11 protein-coding genes are annotated in these 15,147 nt (G+C 66.6%); 5 read left to right on the top strand and 6 right to left on the bottom strand.

The window, feature by feature from the left end; translation table 11 throughout:
• Window positions 1-6: 6 nt before the first annotated feature.
• Window positions 7-1,335 (top strand): ATP-binding protein, encoded by a 1,329-nt coding sequence (locus ASD28_RS28215; RefSeq protein ID WP_056136562.1) that lies wholly within the window; start codon window positions 7-9, stop codon window positions 1,333-1,335.
• Here the strand turns inward: ASD28_RS28215 and ASD28_RS28220 are convergent.
• The 4 genes from ASD28_RS28220 to ASD28_RS28235 form a co-directional block, all read right to left on the bottom strand.
• Complete coding sequence (locus ASD28_RS28220; protein WP_056136564.1) at window positions 1,319-2,887, bottom strand: glycosyltransferase family 39 protein; 1,569 nt, start codon at window positions 2,885-2,887, stop codon at window positions 1,319-1,321. The genes ASD28_RS28215 and ASD28_RS28220 overlap by 17 nt on opposite strands.
• Window positions 2,857-3,264, bottom strand: coding sequence for a GtrA family protein (locus tag ASD28_RS28225; RefSeq protein WP_056136566.1), 408 nt, complete (start codon window positions 3,262-3,264; stop codon window positions 2,857-2,859). The genes ASD28_RS28220 and ASD28_RS28225 overlap by 31 nt, the downstream gene beginning before the upstream one ends.
• Window positions 3,257-4,258 (bottom strand): glycosyltransferase family 2 protein, encoded by a 1,002-nt coding sequence (locus tag ASD28_RS28230; protein ID WP_056136569.1) that lies wholly within the window; start codon window positions 4,256-4,258, stop codon window positions 3,257-3,259. Before ASD28_RS28230 ends, ASD28_RS28225 begins: the two co-directional genes overlap by 8 nt.
• 249 nt (window positions 4,259-4,507) lie before the next feature.
• Window positions 4,508-6,898: a TonB-dependent siderophore receptor gene (locus ASD28_RS28235; protein ID WP_229412065.1), complete on the bottom strand. Its 2,391-nt coding sequence runs from the start codon at window positions 6,896-6,898 to the stop codon at window positions 4,508-4,510.
• A gap of 128 nt (window positions 6,899-7,026) precedes the next feature.
• Here ASD28_RS28235 and ASD28_RS28240 point away from each other — a divergent pair, with 128 nt between their 5' ends.
• Together ASD28_RS28240 and ASD28_RS28245 are read left to right on the top strand one after the other, a co-directional pair.
• Window positions 7,027-7,995, top strand: a complete 969-nt coding sequence (locus tag ASD28_RS28240; protein WP_056136573.1) for a threo-3-hydroxy-L-aspartate ammonia-lyase — start codon at window positions 7,027-7,029, stop codon at window positions 7,993-7,995.
• Window positions 7,996-8,135: 140 nt separating this feature from the next.
• Window positions 8,136-8,534: a VOC family protein gene (locus tag ASD28_RS28245; RefSeq protein ID WP_176936259.1), complete on the top strand. Its 399-nt coding sequence runs from the start codon at window positions 8,136-8,138 to the stop codon at window positions 8,532-8,534.
• Between the two features lie 15 nt (window positions 8,535-8,549).
• Here ASD28_RS28245 and ASD28_RS28250 read toward each other — a convergent pair whose 3' ends face one another.
• Together ASD28_RS28250 and ASD28_RS28255 are read right to left on the bottom strand one after the other, a co-directional pair.
• Window positions 8,550-8,933 (bottom strand): VOC family protein, encoded by a 384-nt coding sequence (locus ASD28_RS28250; protein ID WP_056136576.1) that lies wholly within the window; start codon window positions 8,931-8,933, stop codon window positions 8,550-8,552.
• Between the two features lie 45 nt (window positions 8,934-8,978).
• Window positions 8,979-9,761, bottom strand: a complete 783-nt coding sequence (locus ASD28_RS28255) for a PhzF family phenazine biosynthesis protein (RefSeq protein WP_056136577.1) — start codon at window positions 9,759-9,761, stop codon at window positions 8,979-8,981.
• 78 nt (window positions 9,762-9,839) lie between these two features.
• Between ASD28_RS28255 and ASD28_RS28260 the strand changes: the two genes are divergently transcribed.
• Together ASD28_RS28260 and leuA are read left to right on the top strand one after the other, a co-directional pair.
• Complete coding sequence (locus tag ASD28_RS28260) at window positions 9,840-13,058, top strand: error-prone DNA polymerase (RefSeq protein WP_082577186.1); 3,219 nt, start codon at window positions 9,840-9,842, stop codon at window positions 13,056-13,058.
• 362 nt (window positions 13,059-13,420) lie between these two features.
• On the top strand, window positions 13,421-15,073 hold the full coding sequence (gene leuA / locus ASD28_RS28265) for a 2-isopropylmalate synthase (RefSeq protein ID WP_056136579.1): 1,653 nt from the start codon (window positions 13,421-13,423) through the stop codon (window positions 15,071-15,073).
• Window positions 15,074-15,147 lie beyond the last annotated feature (74 nt).

A 15,147-nucleotide genomic window follows, 5' to 3' on the forward strand; every position in this document is an offset into this window, starting at 1 on the left:
ATCCTTATGAAAGTCCGGGTCACGCATTCCCTGCGCGGGCGATTGCTGTGGTTCCTGCTGGCGGCGATCACCATCGCGGCCGTCGCGCAGGCGTCCATCGCGTATCGCACGGCCCTCAACGACGCCGACCAGATCTTCGACTACCACATGCAGCAGATGGCGCTGTCGCTGCGTTCGCGCGTGCCGCTGACGAGCACCGAGACCGCCGACGCCGACACCCCGATCAGCGGCAACGACGACCTCGTCGTGCAGGTGTGGTCGCCGGACGGCGTGCGCGTGTTCCGCAGCGCGTCGCACGCGCACCTGCCGCAGCGCGCCGTGCTGGGCTTTTCCAACGTGCGCGCGAACGGCACCACGTACCGCATCTTCTCGATCCAGACCGATAACCAGACCGTGCAGGTCGCGCAGGATCTCGCCGTGCGGCGCAGCATGGCCAGCAATCTCGCGTTGCGCACGCTGGGCCCGATCGCCGTCATGATGCCGATCCTGATGCTGGTCGTGTGGTGGGTCGTGAGCGGCTCGCTGGAACCCGTCGCGCGCGTGCGCAAGCAGGTGGCGTCGCGCCAGGCGGACGATCTGTCGCCCGTGTCCGAGGCCGGCCTGCCGGACGAGGTGCGCCCGCTCGTGCAGGAATTGAATTTGCTGTTCGGCCGCGTGCGCACGGCGTTCGACGCCCAGCAGCATTTCGTCGCCGACGCCGCGCACGAGCTGCGTACGCCGCTCGCCGCCCTGAAGCTGCAGGTGCAGAGCCTGGAGCGCTCGGACAGCCCGGACGCGAAGCGCGTCGCCGTCTCTCGCCTGACGGCCGGCATCGAACGCGCGACGCGACTGGTCGAGCAGCTGCTCGTGCTGGCGCGCCAGGAAGCGAGCGTCGCGGGCGGCGCGCCGCGCCAGCCGGTCGACATCGCCGGCGCGGCCAGGCGGGCCGTCGCGGAACTGGCCGGCGTCGCGGCCGCGAAGCAGATCGACCTCGGCCTGCCGCGCGCGGACAGCGCCGCAGTGGAAGGGCAGCCGGACGCGTTGATGATCCTGCTGCGCAACCTCATCGACAATGCGATCAAGTACACGCCGGAGGGCGGCACGGTCGATGTGTCGGTGGTGGCGGAACACCGCGGCGTGACCGTGACCGTGGAAGACAGCGGTCCGGGCATCCCGCCGGCGGAGCGCGAGCGCGTGTTCGATCGCTTTTATCGCGTGCCGGGCAGCGACGCGAAGGGCAGCGGGCTCGGTCTCGCCATTATCAAGTCGATCGCGGAGCGGCATGGGGCGACGCTGGCGCTGGGCGAATCGAAGCGGCTGGGCGGACTCGAAGCGACCGTTACCTTCCCGGCCTAAGTGTTCCGTCAGCGGCTTCGTACAGCCGGATGTTCGCCCCGTTGCCTTCGATGGTCTGCACCAGCCGGTAGCGATTGGCGAGTTCCTTCATCACGATTCCGTCCGGATCGTACAGCTTCGCCAGCCGCTCGATCAGCCACACGCGCGGATGCCCGGCCGTCAGCGCCCGGATCCGCGCGACGTCCTCGGGCGCGATGTTCGGCGCGCCGGAGTTGCCCGTGTACGTGCGCGGCAGGTGCAGCGCTGGGAAGGGGCCCGGCAGATAGGCGACGGCCGGTCCCGACTTCATGTAGTAGGTGACGGGCATCTGCACTTCGTTCGGGAACGCGAGCACGACGTCGCCCGGCCGGCTGTCGCGCGCCACCTGCGCCAGCATCCCGCGCCAGTCTTCCGTGTGCGAGCGATAAAAGCCAAGCACCGCATGGGCCGACAGCGCCAGCACGACGGCGACGGCGGGCAGCCGCCAGCGCGACGGCAGCCGGACGACGCCCAGCGCCGTCAACGCCATCCCCAACGGCCCGAGCCACAGGAACAATCGCGACAGGAACACCGGCTTCACAACATAGCTGTAGCCGGCGAGCGCGAGGATCGGCAGCACGAGCACGCACGCGAGCAGCCAGAAATGGGCACGCGCCCGCTGCCACAACCACGCGAAGCCCAGCAGCACGAGCAGCGCGACGGGGTAGTGCAGCACCTGTCCGCCGCTGATGACGGTCCACGCCGCAGTGACGTTACGCGGCGTAAAACGGATCCAGTACGCCAGGTGCGCCATCGCCGCGTTCTGCTCGATCAGCATCGGCACGAACGGCGACCACACGAGCAGTGCGCCGATGCCGGCGGCAGCCACGGCCAGGATCTGCGGGCGGCGCGGGCCGGGCGTGCCTGCCAGCAGCGCGATCGTCATCCCCGTCCACATCCCCAGCGCGGCAAACACGCCCGTGTTGTGCAGCCACATCGTCAGGCCGGTGCTGACGGCAAGGCCGGTCATCCAGCACCACCGGCGGGGATCTGGTCGCACGAAGGACAGTACCAGCATGGCGGCAAAGAACACGGCCAGCGACCCGGCCAGCGCCTGGATGGCGTACGGCCTGGCCTGTTGCGCATACTGGATGCTGGCCGCGTTCACGGCAAGGAACAGGGCGGCGAGCAGCGCGACGCGTTCCGCCTTCGCGCCGAGCCGCGCCCAGCGCGCACCAGCGGGGAGCGCGAACACGGTCAGCACGCTGGCGAGGACGGACAGGCTGCGCAGCGCCGCCTCGTGCGTGCCGAACAGCGCGGTCCAGCCCTTGAGCAGGGTGTAGTAAAAGGGCGGATGCGTCTCGTACAGCGGCACGCTCGTCCACAGTTCGCGCAGCGGGACGGCGGCGAACCACGCGCTGTACGTCTCGTCCAGCCATAGCGAGCGGCCGGCCAGGGTCGGCAGGCGCAGCAGCAGGGCGAGGCCTGTCACGAGCAGCGCCAGCGTCCAGAAGCGGGCCTGCGGGATGTCGCGCCCGCGTGGTGCGGCGGTCGACAGGGGCGTCAGCGGGCCTTGCTGGCTTGAAATGTCCATAGCGAGTTCACGACATAGGTGGCGCACAGCAGCGTGCCCGTCACGAGGACCTGGGCCAGGCGATAGTCGAGGCGCGCGCCGTTCACGAGCACGGCCATCGCGGCGCCGTTGAGGGCGGCGGCGACGCCGGCCGTCGCGAAGAAGCGCGCGGCCGTGCGCCAGGCCAGGTGCGAGTGCGCGTGTCCGCGGAAGGTAACGACCGCATTCAGCACGAAATTGATGACGGCCCCGACCAGGGCGCCGATGACGGACGCCGGCACGGGCGCCAGCACGCCCAGCGACACGGCCGTGACCAGGAAGGCATAATGTCCGGCCGTCCCGGCGGCGCCGACTGCGGCGTACATCAGGAAGCGGGCCACGCCGCCGCGTTCAGGCATGGGCCATCGCCTTTTCGTAGCGCTTGCGCACGAGGTACACTGGGCGTCCTTTCGACTCCAGGTAGATGCGGCCCACGTACTCGCCGAGCACGCCGATGCCGATCAGCTGGATGCCGCCGAGCAGCAGGATGGCGGTCGCCAGTGACGCATAGCCGGGCACGTCGACGCCGTACAGCATCGTGCGGATGACGAGCCAGAATGCGCGCGTCAGCGCGAAGATTGCCACGGAGACGCCCAGGTAAGTCCAGATGCGCAGCGGCAAGGTCGAAAAGCTGGTGATGCCTTCCAGCGCAAAATTCCACAGCTTCCAGCCGGAAAACTTGGTCTTCCCCGCCGCGCGCGGCGCACGCTTGTATTCGACGACGGCCGTCTTGAAGCCGACCCACGCGAACAGGCCCTTCATGAAGCGGCACGATTCCGGCAGCGTCTTCAAGGCGTTGGCCACGTTACGGGTGAACAGGCGGAAGTCGCCGACGTTTTCGGGGATCGGCAGGTCGGCCATGTCGTTGTGGATGCGGTAGAAAAATTGCGCGGTCCATTTCTTCAGCGGCGAATCGGACTCGCGGTCGGCCCGCTTGGCCAGCACGACGTCATAGCCTTCACGCCATTTCTCGACCAGCTTGCCGATGACCTCGGGCGGGTCTTGCAAATCAGCATCGAACGGGACGATGAGGTCGCCGCGTGCTTCGAAGATGGCAGCCGTCAGCGCCGCCTCCTTGCCGAAATTGCGCGTGAGGTCGACGACGCGCACGCGCGCATCCGCGTGGGCGTAGGCGATGAGGGAGTCGAGCGTGCGGTCGCGGCTGCCGTCGTTCACGCACAGGATCTCGAAGCGGATGTTCGGAATGCGTTCGAGTTCCGGGATCACGCCGCTGAAGAAATGCGGGATCATCTCCTGCTCGTTGTAGAACGGCACGACGAGCGACAGCAGGGGCGGGCCTGGCGGGCCGACAGTCACCTTGTCGGGAACTATGGTTTCGTTGGGGAAGCTCATATCGATCCGTCGACAATCTGGTTATGCATCAGCGATGAAACATAACACAGGTTGGACGGACTCGATTTTTCGTTTCGTGTGCGTTACGCGACGATGCTTGGGAGATGCGTTCAGTTCGCTGTGGAATCGTCGTTGTAAACGTCGTCCCCGCGAAGGCGGGGACCCAAGTTCTGCATGCGTCACTACTGCTCACGCAAAATTGGATCCCCGCCTGCGCGGGGATGACGGTATTTCAGGTGCGCGTAAGTTTTAGAACTTGTGCGACAGACGCGCGAAGTAAGCCGCGCCGTTCAGGCCGAACTGCACGCTTTCGTACTTGAAGCCATTATCCGTCTCATCTGGATTCTGCTGGGTCGGATGCACGTTGAAGATATTGGTGCCGCCAACGGTCAGCTTGGTCTTCTCGGTGAACGACCAGGTGAACGCGAGGTCGGCCGACGTCTTGGCCTTGTAATACTGGTTCGGCACCGGCGGACCGGAGAACGTGCCCAGCGTCTGCGGACCGTAGTGGATGATGCGGAAGTCCGATTCCAGCTGGCCCAGCGTGTAGTCGAAGTCCAGCGTGGCCTTGCGGCGCGGGCCGCCCTGCTCGATGAACAGGCGCTCGCGTTCGGACAGCAGCACGTCCTCGTAGCCGGCCAGCGCGGCCGGGGCATGCACGCCCGTCACTTCGGTCTTGCTGAAGTTCATGGCGAGATACGTGGCCAGCTTGCCGGCGCCCAGGTTCGTGCGGTGCGACGCGGTCAGGTCCAGGCCGCGCGTGCGCGTGTCGACGGAATTCACGAAGAACTGCGCCTGGCCCACGCCCAGGTTCTGCAGGATGGCGCCCAGGGCCGGGTAGTTGTCGGCGTCGAAGCGGCCCGACAGCACGATGCGGTTGTCGATCTGGATGTGGTACAGGTCGGCCGTGACGGAGATGGCTTTCGTCGGCGTCCACGTCGCGCCCAGCGTGTAGCTCTTCGATTTTTCTTCATGCAGCTTCGGAATGCCGGCCGCGTTGGCGACCTTGCCGCCGTTCGGCGCGAGCACGACGTCCATCGGCACGCCGGCGACGAAGTCGGTGAAGGTCGACGAGAAATAGACCTGTTGCAGAGACGGTGCGCGGAAGCCCGTGCTGGCCGAGGCGCGCAGCAGCAGGTCGTCCGTGGCCTTGAAGGCGCCGGCGACCTTGCCGGTCGTCGTCGAACCGAAGTCGGAGTAGCGCTCGTGGCGCACGGCAGCCTGCAGCTTGGTGCGCGGGGCGATGTCGGCCTCGAAGTCGAGGTAGGCGGCGCTGCTGTGACGGTCGCGGTTGGCGGCGTCGCCCGGCTGGAAGCCCGGGAAGCCCTGGCTGCCGGCATTGCCGCCGAAGCCCAGGCCGTCGACGTCGTTGTACGAGCCCGGCTCGCCCGCGAAGATCTGGTAATTCTCCTTGCGGTACTCGAAGCCGAACGCGGCGTTCAGGCCGCCGAGGATGTCGTCGTAGAAGCGGCTGAAGTCGGCGTTGGTCGTCAGCTGGCGGAACGAGAAGCCGCCGGCGTCGAACTGCGTCGGGCTGATGCCCTTGCCGCCGTTGATCAGGTCCAGGTTCGCGATCGACGCGTTGAGCGTGTGCGCGATGTCGTAGCGCATGCGGTTGTAGCCATAGGTCTGCGAGAAATCGCTGGCCCAGTCGCCGATGCGGGTGCGGTAGCCGATGATGCCGTAGCGGTCGTCGATGTCGCCATTGATGAACGGGACGAAGCCGCCCGGGTACATGGCGGCCGAGTTGCGCGACGGGATGTCGTCCGAACCGATGCCGCCGCGTGCCCATGCCGCCGACGACGCGTCGCGCGTCTGCGCGCCGGCCGTCACGTACAGCTTGCCCGGACCGACCGGGAATTCGCCGTTCAGGTAGACGGTCTCGTTCTTCGACTTGGTGTCGCCGATGATGCGCAGGCTGCCCGGGTCGGAGCGGTTGGAGCGGCCGCGGTCGTAGTATTCGCCGGTGATGCCCAGCACGCCGTCCGCCACGGCCACGCCGCAGTAGGCCGACGCGAGCCAGTTCTTGCCGTCGTGCTTCGAATATTCGCCGAAACCGGCAACCGCTTCGCAGCCCAGGTCCTTGCGCAGTTCCACGTTGATGACGCCGGCGATGGCGTCCGAGCCGTATTGGGCGGCGGCGCCGTCGCGCAGCACCTGCACGTTCTTGATGGCGAGGACGGGGATCGCGTTCATGTCCGTGCCCGTGTTGCCGCGGTTGCGCGCGCCGAACAGGTTCACGAGGGCCGTCGTGTGGCGGCGCTTGCCGTTCACGAGCACGAGGGTCTGGTCGGAGCCGAGGCCGCGCAGCGCGGCGGAGTCGACCAGGTCGGCGCCGTCGGCACCGGTCTGGCGCGTCGAGTTGAACGACGGCGAGATGTTGGCCAGGGTCTGGGCCAGGTCGAACTGGCCGCTCTGCTCGGCGGCCTTCGTCAGCGGGATGTAGTCGACGGGCACCGGGGTATCGGTGGACGACGTGTTGCCGACGCGGCGCGAGCCGACGATGTTGACGCTCTGGATATTGGCGTCGGAAGCGGCGGGCGCGGTGGCATTTTGTGCCAAGGCGGCCGGCGCGAAAGCCAGTGCCGCGCTGCCGTACAGGCCCAGCAGGACGGACTGGCGGATCGTTGTAAGTTTCAAGGGGTGGGCTCCAGGGAAAAATTGCATATTAATGAATTTCCATGAAGGCAACCATTGGACGTCTCATAAGTACAACAAGGAAGGATTAGAATGCTGCCACCCATCGACCAACCCAAAAGGAAAACAGGATGAGCACACCTTCGCTCCCTACCTACGATGACGTCGTCCAGGCGGCCTCCCGCATCGCCGGCGCCGCCAACCGTACCCCGGTGCTGACGTCGCGTACCGTCGACGAGGCCTTCGGCGCCCAGGTCTTTTTCAAGTGCGAGAACATGCAGCGCATGGGCGCCTTCAAGTTCCGCGGCGCCTACAACGCGCTGATGAAGTTCTCGCCGGAGCAGCGCCGCGCCGGCGTCGTCGCGTTCTCGTCGGGGAACCATGCGCAGGCCATCGCGCTGTCCGCGAAGCTGCTCGGCATCCCCGCCACGATCGTGATGCCGCAGGACGCCCCCGCCGCCAAGGTCGCCGCCACGCGCGGCTACGGCGGCAACGTCGTGATGTACGACCGCTACACGGAAGACCGCGAACAGATCGGCCGCGACCTCGCGCAGAAGCACGGCCTCACCTTGATCCCGCCGTACGACCATCCGGACGTGATCGCGGGGCAGGGCACGGCCGCGAAGGAGCTGTTCGAGGAAGTCGGGCCGCTGGACGCGTTCTTCGTGTGCCTGGGCGGCGGCGGGCTGCTGTCCGGCTCCGCGCTGGCCACGCGCGCTTTGTCGCCGTCATGCCGCCTGTACGGCGTGGAGCCCGAAGCGGGCAACGACGGCCAGCAATCGTTCCGCAGCGGCGCGATCGTGCACATCGACACCCCGCAGACCATCGCCGACGGCGCCCAGACCCAGCACCTGGGCAATATCACGTTCCCGATCATCCGGCGCGACGTCGACGACATCCTGACGGCCACCGACGATGAACTGGTGCAATGCATGCGCTTCTTCGCCGAGCGCATGAAGATCGTCGTGGAGCCGACCGGCTGCCTCGGGTTCGCGGCGGCGCGGCGCATGCAGGATGAACTGCGCGGCAAGAAGGTCGGGATTCTCGTCAGCGGCGGCAATATCGACCTGGCGAAGCTGAGCGGTTTCCTCGCCGGCTGACAAACGTCAAACCGGGGTCAGAGCCCGATTTTTGGAAATTGCCCAAAATCGGGCTCTGACCCCGGTGTTCATGTCGATTTCGCGATGCCCCGATCGTCGTAGGCATGTGGCATCCATTTCACCCAACACTAGGAGGCATCATGAACAAGCAGATCTTCGTCAACCTGGCCGTCAAGGACCTGGACAAATCCAAGGCGTTCTTCGAGGCGCTGGGCTATACGTTCAATCCCCAGTTCACCAACGAGAGCGGCGCCTGCATGGTGATCGCGGACGGCAGCATCTACGCGATGCTGCTCACGGAACCGTTCTTCAAGACGTTCGTCGACAAGCCCCTCGTGCAGGCGAAGGAAGCGACGGAAGTCCTCGTCTGCCTGAGCTGCGAGAGCCGCGAGGAAGTGGATGCGCTGGTGGCGAAAGCCGTTGCTGCCGGCGGACGCGCGCCGCGCCCGCCGCAGGATCACGGCTTCATGTATGGCCACGGGTTCGAAGACCTCGATGGCCATATCTGGGAACTCGCCTGGATGGCGCCCCAGGCTTGAATTAATTTATTGACTTCAATTCATCGAGTGTAATCCGATGATGTTGCCCTCGGTATCTTCGACGAGGGCGATATGGCCGTACTGCCCGATCGAGAACTTGTCCTTGAAGATGCGCCCGCCGTTCGCGGCGGCGCGCGCCGCCTCGACGGCGCAGTCGGCGCAGCTGAAATAGACGATCGTGCTGTTGCCGCCGGCCTTGCAGCCTTCCATCTTGACGATAGATCCGGCCGCGCCGCCGGCGTTCGGGTCGCCCGTGAACGCCCACATCTCCAGGCCGGAGGCGTCGCCTTCCGGCGCGAGGTTATCCAGTTTTGCTTCGAACACGGCTTCATAGAAAGCGCGGGCGCGCTTCATGTCGTCCACATAGATTTCGAACCAGCCTACGACGTTCCGTTCCATTTCGGTCTCCTTGATGAGTGGGTTGGGGGGTACAACGCCTGCGAATCAAATGGTTTCGACCGCGCCGCCGACGAGGATGGCGGCACCTTCCTTGCGCGTGCGGATCAGGCAATCGCCGCCCGTCGCGCGGCCCTGGCGCAGCCGGATGCCGAGGCCGAGCAACGCCGTCAGCGCACCGGCCGCGACGCCCGTCGCGCTGTCTTCCAGCCGCGGGTCGAGGTGGTTGAAGTTGCGGCCCTCGAACGTGCCGTCGTCCCGGCGGCACCACGCGTAGATGCCGTTCACGCCCGCTTCCTTGCCCCACGCGGCGATGCGTGCGAGGTCGGGCGCGAGGCCATATAAAGCGTCCGTATCCGCCACCTTCACGAGCAGCTTGGGACTGCCGACCGACGCCACGCGCGGCGGCGTGGCCAGCGACGCCGCCGGTACGCCCAGCAGTTCGGCCGCCACGTCAGCGCCGACGTCCCGCGCCGCCACCGGCTGCGCGGACAATCGCACGAAATATTCCTCGCCGCCCCGCACCAGTTCCAGATGTTGTCCTTCGACCGCCGTGCGTACGGCGATGGCGCCCGCGTGCGGATCGCGCGCGAACAGCACGGCCGCCACGGCCAGCGTCGCGTGGAGACACAGCGGGCTGCGCTTGTGCGGATAGTAGTAATCGACGGACAGCGCACCGTCGCTCCCCACGTCGATAAAGACGCAGGTCGTGTCGCGCGCGCGGGCGAGGGCCTGGCGTGCATCCGGGTCTTGTTCTTTGTCCTCGATGACGAGGGCCGGGTTCCCGGTACCTGGACGGGAACTGAAGCAGCGCAAAGAATGGATGTGCATATTTGGCAAGGTCGGGTTCGTCGGATATACTGGGTTTATATACAGTATTTCATAATACACCATTTTGCCTGAAATGCCATGCCAAATCTTCCGCCGACCCGCCTGAGTCCACCCACGCACGATCCCCACCTCGGCGCGGCGGCAGGGCTACCGGCGTATGCGGAACTGTTTTGCCTGTCGAACTTTTCGTTCCTGCAGGGCGCATCGCATGCGGAAGAACTGGTGGACCGCGCCGTGCAGCTGGGCTACACGGCGCTGGCGCTGGCGGACGAGTGCTCGCTGGCCGGCGTCGTGCGCGCGCATGCGGAAGCGAAGCGGGCGAAGCTGCCGTTCATCGTCGGCGCGCATTTTCATCTGCAGCATCCGGAAGACGGCAGCCGCGCGCTCTCCCTCCTGCTGCTGGCGCAGAACCGCAACGGCTACGGCAACCTGTCGGAGATGATCACGCTGGGCCGCACGCGCAGCGAGAAGGGCACGTACCGGCTGCATCCGTCCGATTTCGACGCGCCGCCCGAAGGCCTCGAGCACCTGCGCGGCATGCCGGATTGCCTGGCGATCCTGCTGCCCGCCTACCCCGGCCATATGCCCGAAGACGTCGACCGCCTGCACCGGCAGGCCGCGTGGCTGGCGCAGACGTTCCCCGGCCGCGCGTGGCTCGGCCTCACGCTGCTGCACCGCGCGTTCGACGACGCGCACCGCGCCACCATCGAGGAAGTGGCGTGGCAGCACGGCATGCGCATCGTCGCGTGCGGCCACGTGACGATGCACGTCCGTTCGAGGAAGCCCCTGCAGGACACGATGACGGCCATCCGCGCCGGCAAGCCGGTGGCGCAGTGCGGCTACCAGCTGGCGCCGAACGCGGAGCAGCACCTGCGCTCGCGCGTGCGCCTCGCGAACATCTATCCGCGCGCGGCGCTGGACGAGACGGTCCGCATCGCGCGCCTGTGCACGTTCTCGCTGGAAGAGCTGCGCTACGAATATCCGGACGAAGTGGTCCCGGCCGGCCACACGGCCGCGAGCTACCTGCGCGAGCAGACGTGGATCGGCGCGCACCGGCGCTTCACCGAGGGCATCCCCGCGAAGGTCCAGGCGCAGATCGAATACGAGCTCGCGCTGATCGCCGAGATGCGCTACGAGCACTACTTCCTGACCGTGTACGACATCGTGCGCTACGCGCGCTCGCAACAGATCCTGTGCCAGGGCCGCGGCTCGGCGGCCAATTCCGCCGTGTGCTATTGCCTGGGCATCACGGAAGTCGACCCGGCGCGCGGCAACCTGCTGTTCGAGCGCTTCATCTCCAAGGAGCGGAACGAGCCGCCCGACATCGACGTCGACTTCGAGCACCAGCGCCGCGAGGAAGTCATCCAGTACATCTACCGGAAGTACGGACGCACGCGCGCGGCACTGGCGGCCGTCGTCATCAGCTACCGCCCGAAAAGCGCGCTGCGCGACAGCGGCCGCGCGCTCGGCGTGGACCTCGCCATCGTCGACAAGGTCTGCAAGCAGCACCACTGGTTCGACAGCAAGGCCGACCTGCTCAATCGCCTGGCCGAGAGCGGGCTCGATCCGGACGCGCCGCTGTCGCAGCAATGGGCGTCGCTGGCGCAGCGCCTGCTCGGTTTTCCGCGGCACCTGTCGCAGCATCCGGGCGGGTTCGTGATGGCGCGCGGGCAGTTGTCGCGCCTGGTCCCCATCGAGAACGCGACGATGGAAGACCGCAGCGTGATCCAGTGGGACAAGGACGACCTCGAGGAACTGGGCCTCATGAAGGTCGACGTGCTGGCGCTCGGCATGCTGTCGATGCTGCGCCGCGGGTTCGAACTGGTCGGCCTGCGCCATGGCACGACGTTCGAGATGCAGGACATCCCGCACGACGATCCGGCCACCTACGCGATGATCCGCCGTGCGGATACGGTCGGCGTCTTCCAGATCGAATCGCGCGCGCAAATGAGCATGCTGCCGCGGATGAAGCCGAAGACGTTCTACGACCTCGTGATCCAGGTCGCGATCGTGCGCCCCGGCCCGATCCAGGGCGGCATGGTGCATCCGTACCTGCAGCGGCGCGAGCAGAAGGAGCCGGTCAAGTATCCGAGCCCGGACATGAAGGTCGCGCTGGAACGCACGCTGGGCGTGCCGATCTTCCAGGAGCAGGTGATGCAGGTGGCGATCCTCGCGGCCGGTTTTACCCCGGGCGAAGCGGACCAGCTGCGCCGCGCGATGGCCGCGTGGAAGAGAAAGGGCGGGCTCGAAAAATACTACCAGCGCATCGTCGGCGGCATGCTGGCCAAAGGCTACGACCAGTCGTTCGCGGAGCAGATCTTCAGCCAGATCCAGGGCTTCGGCGAATACGGCTTTCCCGAATCGCACGCGGCCAGCTTCGCGCTGCTCGCGTATGCCAGTTCCTGGCTCAAGTGCCACGAGCCCGCCGCGTTCCTGTGCGCGCTGCTGAACAGCCAGCCGATGGGCTTCTACAGCCCGTCGCAGCTCGTGCAGGACGCGCGCCGGCACGGCATCGAGGTGCGTCCCGTCGACATCACGATCAGCGCCTGGGAATCCACGCTGGAAGACCTCGACGATCATGCACGCGGCCAGCCCGCCGTGCGCCTCGGCCTGCATATGCTGCGCGGGATGGCACAGGAAGCGGCGGAGCGCATCGAGCTCGCGCGCGCGCTCCGGCCGTTCACGAACGTCGCCGACCTCGCGCGCCGCGCGGGACTCGATCGCGGCGATTTGCAGGTGCTCGCGGCCGGCAATGCGCTCGGACCGCTGGCGGGCCACCGCCGCCAGGCCTTGTGGGAGGCGGCCGGCGCCGTGCCGGACAAGGATTTATTGAAGCCCACGGCGCCCGTCGAGGACGTGCCCGAGCTGCCGGCGCCGCAGGAGGGCGAGGAGATCGTCGGCGACTACCGCGCGCAGGGCCTCACGCTGGGCCGCCATCCGCTGGCGCTGCTGCGCGACCGGCTGCTGGCGCAGCGCTTCCTGCCGGCCGACGTGCTGCACGATTTCCAGAACGGCCAGTTGGCGCGCGCGTGCGGCATCGTCACCGTGCGCCAGCGCCCCGGCACGGCGAAGGGCGTGCTGTTCCTGACCATCGAGGACGAGACGGGCAACATCAACGTGATCGTCTGGCCGCAGCTCGTCGAACAGCAGCGGCGCGAAGTGCTGAACGCGTCGCTGCTGGGCGTGTACGGCGTGTGGCAGCGCGAAGGCGAAGTGCGTCACCTCGTCGCCAGGCGCCTCGTCGACATGTCGCACCTGCTCGGCAAGCTCGATGCGCGCAGTCGTGACTTTTGCTAGGTTTTGCTTGACACAATCGGCATAAACTTTTTATATTAAAAGAATGCTCACCGCGAACCTCACCTTCCTGACTTCCCTAGCGCTACCGCTAGTGCTACCGCACCTGGCCTGAATCGCCATTCCCGCAGATCGTCCTCAGTTCGTCTGCCGTGCCGTACCGCCGAAGTTTCAGAATAAGGTTCGCCATTCCATGTTCACTCCCGTCTTTCGACTAGCGTCCGGTTGCCTGGCCACGTGCCCCGTGGCAGCCGGGCAGCCTTTCCGCCACCTCTGATTTCGTTCGGGTTTTCGCACCGCATGCGCGCCATGCGGCGGGACCCGTCACGCCCGCGTTTTCCCACAGCCCTGACAAGGAGTCGTCCATGTTGTCGAACCCCGCAGCAAAGTACCGCCGTTTCCCGACCGTTTCCACCACGTCCCGTGCCTGGCCGGACCGCATCATCGAACGTCCGCCCATCTGGATGAGCACCGACCTGCGCGACGGGAACCAGGCCCTGATCGAGCCGATGAGCGTGGAGCGCAAGCTGCGCATGTTCGAGCAGCTCGTAAAAATCGGCTTCAAGGAAATCGAAGTCGCGTTCCCCTCCGCGTCGCAGACGGATTTCGATTTCGTGCGCAAGCTGATCGAGGAAGACCGCATTCCGGACGACGTGACGATCGAGGTACTGACCCAGTCGCGCGACGACCTGATCCGCCGTACCGTGGACTCGCTGCAGGGCGCGCGGCGCGCCATCGTCCACCTCTACAATCCGATCGCGCCGGCCTTCCGCCGCATCGTGTTCGGCGCGACCCCGGACGACGTCAAGCAGATCGCGCTGAACGGCACCCGCCTGATCAAGGAACTGACCGACGCGCGGCCCGGCACGGAATGGGTGTTCGAGTACTCGCCGGAGACGTTCAGCATGACGGAACTGGATTTTGCGAAGGAGGTGTGCGATGCCGTCTCCGCGATCTGGCAGCCGACGCCGGACCGCAGGATGATCGTCAACCTGCCGTCGACGGTCGAGTGCAGCACGCCGAACGTGTATGCCGACCAGATCGAATGGATGCACCGCCACCTGGAACGCCGCGACGCGATTGTCCTCTCGGTGCATCCGCACAACGACCGCGGCACGGCCGTCGCGTCGGCGGAACTGGCGGTGATGGCGGGCGCGGACCGCGTCGAAGGCTGTCTGTTCGGGAACGGCGAACGCACCGGCAACGTGGACATCGTCACCCTGGCGCTGAACCTGTACACGCAGGGCATCCACCCGGGGCTCGATTTTTCCGACATCGATGCGGTGCGCCAGTGCGTCGAGGACTGCAACCAGCTGCCTGTCCACCCGCGCCATCCGTATGCGGGCGACCTCGTGTTCACCGCATTCTCCGGCTCGCACCAGGACGCCATCAGGAAGGGCTTCGCGCAGCAGAAGTCCGACGCGATCTGGGAAGTACCATACCTGCCCATCGATCCGGCCGACCTGGGACGCAATTACGATGCCGTGATCCGCGTGAACAGCCAGTCGGGCAAGGGCGGCATCGCGTACCTGCTCGAGCAGGAATACGGCTTTGTCCTGCCGCGCCGGCTGCAGATCGAATTCAGCCGCGCCGTGCAGCACGCGACCGACAGCAGCGGACGCGAAGTGGCCGCCGCCGACATCCACGCGATCTTCCGCGGCGAGTACCTGGACCCGGGCCGTCATGTCTATCGCGGTCACGCCATGTCGAATGAAGGAGAAAACGGCACGCGGCTCGAGGTGGACATCGAGACCGACGGCGTGCGCACGACCCGCCACGGCATCGGCAACGGCCCGATCGACGCGTTCGTGAATGCGCTGGACCTCGACGTCAAGGTGATGGATTACCACGAGCACGCGCTGGGTCGCGGCGCCGATGCGCAGGCCGCGTGCTACGTCGAGCTGCGCGTCGGCAGCGGCGGCTCGCTGTTCGGCGTCGGTGTGGACGGCAGCATCATGACCGCGTCGTTCCGGGCGATCCTCAGTGGCGTGAACCGCCACTTCGCGGCCGCGCCGTAACGCGATGTGAAGGGGCCGCGCGGCGCGATCGTTTATCATCGCGGGTTTCGCGCCCGCGCGGCCCACCATTCTTC

Source organism: Massilia sp. Root133 (assembly GCF_001426525.1).
Lineage (GTDB): Bacteria > Pseudomonadota > Gammaproteobacteria > Burkholderiales > Burkholderiaceae_D > Telluria > Telluria orientalis.

Excerpts from the sequence above, each read along its gene's own strand:
- ASD28_RS28220 (WP_056136564.1), bottom strand. The coding sequence starts at position 2,887 with ATGGACATTTCAAGCCAGCAAGGCCCGCTGACGCCCCTGTCGACCGCC.
- ASD28_RS28215 (WP_056136562.1), top strand. The coding sequence starts at position 7 with ATGAAAGTCCGGGTCACGCATTCCCTGCGCGGGCGATTGCTGTGGTTC.
- ASD28_RS28240 (WP_056136573.1), top strand. The coding sequence starts at position 7,027 with ATGAGCACACCTTCGCTCCCTACCTACGATGACGTCGTCCAGGCGGCC.
- leuA (WP_056136579.1), top strand. The coding sequence starts at position 13,421 with ATGTTGTCGAACCCCGCAGCAAAGTACCGCCGTTTCCCGACCGTTTCC.
- ASD28_RS28225 (WP_056136566.1), bottom strand. The coding sequence starts at position 3,264 with ATGCCTGAACGCGGCGGCGTGGCCCGCTTCCTGATGTACGCCGCAGTC.
- ASD28_RS28255 (WP_056136577.1), bottom strand. The coding sequence starts at position 9,761 with ATGCACATCCATTCTTTGCGCTGCTTCAGTTCCCGTCCAGGTACCGGG.
- ASD28_RS28230 (WP_056136569.1), bottom strand. The coding sequence starts at position 4,258 with ATGAGCTTCCCCAACGAAACCATAGTTCCCGACAAGGTGACTGTCGGC.
- ASD28_RS28245 (WP_176936259.1), top strand. The coding sequence starts at position 8,136 with ATGAACAAGCAGATCTTCGTCAACCTGGCCGTCAAGGACCTGGACAAA.
- ASD28_RS28250 (WP_056136576.1), bottom strand. The coding sequence starts at position 8,933 with ATGGAACGGAACGTCGTAGGCTGGTTCGAAATCTATGTGGACGACATG.
- ASD28_RS28260 (WP_082577186.1), top strand. The coding sequence starts at position 9,840 with ATGCCAAATCTTCCGCCGACCCGCCTGAGTCCACCCACGCACGATCCC.